The sequence below is a fragment of the Mesorhizobium sp. M7A.F.Ca.ET.027.02.1.1 genome, assembly GCF_004022985.1.
Taxonomy (GTDB): Bacteria; Pseudomonadota; Alphaproteobacteria; order Rhizobiales; family Rhizobiaceae; genus Mesorhizobium.
The window spans coordinates 1-4,334 of the sequence record NZ_RZOL01000477.1; the positions used below are offsets into that span (position 1 = coordinate 1).

Sequence of the window (4,334 nt, forward strand, 5' to 3'; positions counted from 1 at the left end):
CCCTGTCACGTGCCTACCTCGGCAAGATGGAGAATGGTTCGCCGCTCGAAGGCGTGGCGCGGCTGTCGGCCTTGCGCCGGCATTGGCTGCTGCTGCGTCGCGCGAGCAAGGGCTGGCCTGCGCTTTGACGTAAACGTCAATCATGTTAAGACGTCCCGCGCCAAACTGTTGCCGCAGACAACAGGCCGGCCCAGAGGAGATGAATGAGCTTACCTATATTGGTGGCGATCGTTACCTTCGGCATCGCGCTGTCGGTTGCGGCGGTGCATTTCACCGGCGGCAGCAAGATAGCGACGCTCAGCAGTGCCAATCGCGCGGTGAGCCGATTCGCTGAGGATTTTCCCGACGAGATCGCGACGGTAGTCCGCCTGACAGCGGATGCCAGGACTGCGTTTCTGGATATCGGGCGAGGGCGCATCGGCATCGTTCGCGGCATCGGCGACTGCTTTTTGACCCGCATCGTCACGCCTCAAGATGTCGCGGTTTTGAACGCCGAAGATGCGAACACGGTCTCGTTCCGGCTCGCCGATTTCACCTGGAAGGGCGGCCGCTTCCGCTTTGCCAGCGCAGTGGATGCGCAAGGCGTGCTGAAAGCACTTGAGCCGCAACATTCAAATTCCACCAGGCAGGCCGCATGATGGACAGCTACAATTTCCCGCAAGTCACCCAACTGGCCATCCCGTTCTTCGTGGTCGCGATCCTGATCGAGCTTTGGTTGGTGCGCACCGGCCGTGCCAAGGGTTCGTTCGAGACGCGCGACACCTTGACCAGCCTGATGATGGGCACCGGCAATGTCGTTGCCGGGCTGCTGCTTGGCGTCGTGTCCTACTGGGCGCTGCTGTGGCTGTGGCAATTCCGCGTCTTCAATCTCGGCCTGTCGGTCTGGGTTTTTCTGGTGGCCTTCCTGCTCGATGATTTGCGCTACTATGCCTATCATCGCATCGCGCACCGGGTGCGCTGGGTGTGGGCCGAACACGTCAATCATCATTCCAGCCAGCACTACAATCTGTCGACGGCGCTGCGGCAGAGCTGGACGGGCCTGTTCACCTTCATGTTCGTGCTGCAGGCGCCGCTGGTGCTGCTCGGCTTCCACCCGGCGGTGATTGCCTTCACCTTCGGCTTCAATCTGGTCTGGCAGTTCTGGATCCACACCGAGACCATCGGCAAGATGTGGGGCTGGTTCGAATTCGTCTTCAACACGCCGTCACACCACCGCGTCCACCACGCCACCAATCCGCGCTATCTCGACGCCAATTATGCCGGCACGCTGATCATCTGGGATCGCATGTTCGGTACCTTCGTCGGGGAACTGGAAGAAGACCGGCCGCGCTACGGCATCGTCAGGAACCTCGGCACCTTCAATCCGCTGAAAGTGGCGTTCCATGAATGGATCGGCATGTTCAGGGATGCGTTTGCGCCAAGGCTGACGGTGCGCGACCGCATCAACTACTTGATCAAGCCGCCGGGGTGGAGCCATGACGGCTTGCGCGAGACTTCGGAGAGTTTGAAGGCTGCCTATGTCAGGCGAAATCCTGCTGAGGCGGGGAAGCCGGGATTGCCAAGCGTGGGTGTCGAGCCCGCCGAGTAGAACTTCTTATGTCAGGAGGGTCCGTCGTCATCGCTGTCGTACGCCAATTGCGCGATTCGTTCCCTCACTTGCGCGATGGCGTGATCCAGCGGAACAGCGGGACGGGTATCTTCGATCGAAGCCTTTATCTTGGCCCGGATCGCGGCTAGGCGCTCGGCATGCTCCTCTTCCTCGCGCTGGAAGGCCCGGAGCGCCGCGCGGATGACTTCGCTCGCCGAGCCGAAAGAGCCGTCTTCGACTTTTTGGCGGATAAGGCGGGCCATTGCTGGCGTGACTGTGACAGAAAGTTTCTCGGCGAATTCCATGGAACGGCTCCCATTGGACAGCAAGTAGGATTGTATCCTACTTCATCCGTGCGGCCAACGATGAGGTCCTAGCGCCTGGGTTTCGCCCGGCCGGCTTCCGAACCATCCGGCATGGTGGCGCTAATGCGCCGAGTTGTGCCGAAATGCCGGCCGAATTCATGGCCCCCCAAATCTGTAAAATTGGCTTCGAACTCAACCAGCGCGTCGACGATAGCCGGCGCCTCCGAGCTGGGAGCCTCCTGCGTGAATCGTGCACTGAGGTAGACGCCATGAGGATGTGAGGGATCCAGACGGGCTTGGATCGCCCAGAAGGATGACAGCGAATAGAGCGCTTTCATGAGATCCAGAAGGAGCCGGTCATTGTAGGGACCTTCGACAGGCTGAACGGCAATGATTCTCTTTAAGCTTCGATCGCGGTTCTCATTGTAATTTTCATTTTCGTACAGCCAACCTTGGCCTCCGTGAGGCTCACCTATTAGCGCCTCGATAGCGGGTATATGAACTTCGCGCAGCTTCCGCAGGTTGGTGCATCTGACATAGATGCTCCAGCAAATTTCGTAGTCGCCGGCGAAAGGTTCGCCACTCGGCGGCAGGTCCGACGGCAGAAGCTGGTGCAGCTCGGAGCGCTTGGCCATGGACTACTCGGCGGCTTGCGCTTGCACCGGCAGTCCCAGCCACTCCCTGCAATCGGCGCGTGCGCGCGATGTGATGGCGTGCCGCTTGGCAACGGTCTTGTCCTTGCCGCGCAGGCGCTTGCCTTCGATCTTGACCGCTTCGACAGGCGGGAACAGGCCGAAATTGACGTTCATCGGCTGGAAGGAACGCTTTCCCGGCTCGTCGTCCGAAACAATGTGGCCGCCGGTGATGTGGTTGAGCAGCGCGCCGAAGGCCGTGGTCAGCGGCGGCAGCGACGGTGAGTGGCCGAGCCGCTCGGCGGCGGCGAAGCGGCCGGCAAGCAGGCCGATCGCGGCACTTTCGACATAGCCTTCGCAGCCGGTGATCTGGCCGGCGAAACGCAGGCCGGGCCGCGACTTCAGTTGCAGCGAGGCGTCCAGCAAGGTCGGCGAGTTGATGTAGGTGTTGCGGTGCAGGCCGCCGAGGCGGGCGAAATCGGCGTTTTCGAGACCCGGTATGGTGCGGAACACGCGCACCTGCTCGGCATGTTTCAGCTTGGTCTGGAAACCGACCATGTTGTAGAGCGTGCCCAGCGCATTGTCCTGCCGCAGCTGGACGACGGCATAGGCTTTTACCGTCGGATTGTGCGCATTGGTCAGTCCCATCGGCTTCATCGGTCCATAGCGCAGCGTCTCGACGCCGCGCTCGGCCATGATCTCGATCGGCAGGCAGCCGTCGAAATAGGGCGTGCCTTCCCATTGCTTGAATTCGGTTTTTTGGCCCTCCACAAGCGCCGCCACGAAGGCGAGATATTGCTCCTTGTCCATGGGGCAGTTGATGTAGTCCTTGCCGGTGCCGCCAGGTCCGACCTTGTCGTAGCGCGACTGGAACCAGCAGGTATCCATGTCGATCGTGTCGAAATGGACGATCGGCGCGATGGCGTCGAAGAAGGCGAGCGCATCGGCGCCGGTCGCTTCCGCGATCGACTGGGCAAGCCCGGGGGCGGTCAATGGGCCCGTGGCGACGATCGACTGGTCCCAATCCGCCGGCGGCAGACCAGGCACTTCCTCGCGCTGGATGGTGATCAGCGGGTGTGCTTCGAGCTTTTTCGTCACTGCGTCGGCGAACCCGTCGCGATCGACGGCCAGCGCGCCGCCGGCCGGAACCTGGTTGGCGTCGCCGGCGCTCATGATCAACGAGCCGGCCAGCCGCATTTCGGCATGCAACAGGCCGACTGCGTTGTTGTCGGCATCGTCGGAGCGGAAGGAATTGGAACAGACGAGCTCGGCCAGGCTGTCGGTCTTGTGTGCATCGGTGCCGCGAACGGGCCGCATTTCATGCAGGATGACCGGAACGCCGGCCTGCGCTGCCTGCCAGGCGGCTTCGGAACCGGCGAGGCCGCCGCCGATGATATGGATGGGGTTTTTGCTCATGAGCGCCGGAATAATCGCTTGGTGCGGCGATTGCAATTGCCGTGCGCGGTGCGGGGCAAACAGCTGCTGATGGGAGCGCCTCCTGAAAACGACAACACCCGCCGGGGGAGGAGGTCCGGCGGGTGTCGTTTTTGGGGTCGACCCTCGGGAGGAGGTGAAGGCCGACCATATTCGTCATCGCCGGGGAGGAGGTCGGCTTTGACGAAATTCCTTTCGCCATTTTTTAGAAGGGGCGAAACCTCTGGAGCAAAATTCGTTTTACTCCGGGGAAACAGCGCCCGCCGCGGGAGGAGGTGCAGCGGGCGCCGTTTTTGTGGCCAACCCTCGGGAGGAGGTGAAGGTTGGGCCTATTCGTCATCGCCGGGGAGGAGGTCGGCTTTGACGAAAACTCTT

General features: G+C 61.6%; 5 protein-coding genes and 1 pseudogene. 3 read left to right on the top strand and 3 right to left on the bottom strand.

Annotated elements, in window-relative coordinates; translation table 11 throughout:
- From EN749_RS39140 to EN749_RS31610, 3 genes and pseudogenes are all read left to right on the top strand, one after another.
- A pseudogene (locus tag EN749_RS39140) lies at positions 1-128 on the top strand (phytoene/squalene synthase family protein); the annotation flags it as partial.
- Between the two features lie 93 nt (positions 129-221).
- On the top strand, positions 222-638 hold the full coding sequence (locus EN749_RS31605; RefSeq protein WP_348629398.1) for a hypothetical protein: 417 nt from the start codon (positions 222-224) through the stop codon (positions 636-638).
- A complete protein-coding gene (locus tag EN749_RS31610; protein ID WP_189367825.1) occupies positions 638-1,588 on the top strand; it encodes a sterol desaturase family protein in 951 nt (316 codons plus the stop codon). The genes EN749_RS31605 and EN749_RS31610 overlap by 1 nt, the downstream gene beginning before the upstream one ends.
- An 11-nt stretch (positions 1,589-1,599) precedes the next feature.
- On the opposite strand, the gene EN749_RS31615 is transcribed toward EN749_RS31610, so the two are convergent.
- The 3 genes from EN749_RS31615 to trmFO form a co-directional block, all read right to left on the bottom strand.
- A complete protein-coding gene (locus EN749_RS31615) occupies positions 1,600-1,893 on the bottom strand; it encodes a type II toxin-antitoxin system ParD family antitoxin (RefSeq protein WP_189367823.1) in 294 nt (97 codons plus the stop codon).
- A 68-nt stretch (positions 1,894-1,961) separates the two neighbouring features.
- Positions 1,962-2,528, bottom strand: coding sequence for a hypothetical protein (locus EN749_RS31620; RefSeq protein ID WP_128364630.1), 567 nt, complete (start codon positions 2,526-2,528; stop codon positions 1,962-1,964).
- Between the two features lie 3 nt (positions 2,529-2,531).
- Positions 2,532-3,941 (bottom strand): methylenetetrahydrofolate--tRNA-(uracil(54)-C(5))-methyltransferase (FADH(2)-oxidizing) TrmFO, encoded by a 1,410-nt coding sequence (trmFO, locus tag EN749_RS31625; protein WP_128364631.1) that lies wholly within the window; start codon positions 3,939-3,941, stop codon positions 2,532-2,534.
- Between the last annotated feature and the right edge of the window lie 393 nt (positions 3,942-4,334).

What these genes read in the sequence shown, in the direction of transcription:
- EN749_RS31610 (WP_189367825.1), top strand. Translation starts at nt 638, where the DNA reads ATGGACAGCTACAATTTCCCGCAAGTCACCCAACTGGCCATCCCGTTC.
- EN749_RS31615 (WP_189367823.1), bottom strand. Translation starts at nt 1,893, where the DNA reads ATGGAATTCGCCGAGAAACTTTCTGTCACAGTCACGCCAGCAATGGCC.
- EN749_RS31620 (WP_128364630.1), bottom strand. Translation starts at nt 2,528, where the DNA reads ATGGCCAAGCGCTCCGAGCTGCACCAGCTTCTGCCGTCGGACCTGCCG.
- trmFO (WP_128364631.1), bottom strand. Translation starts at nt 3,941, where the DNA reads ATGAGCAAAAACCCCATCCATATCATCGGCGGCGGCCTCGCCGGTTCC.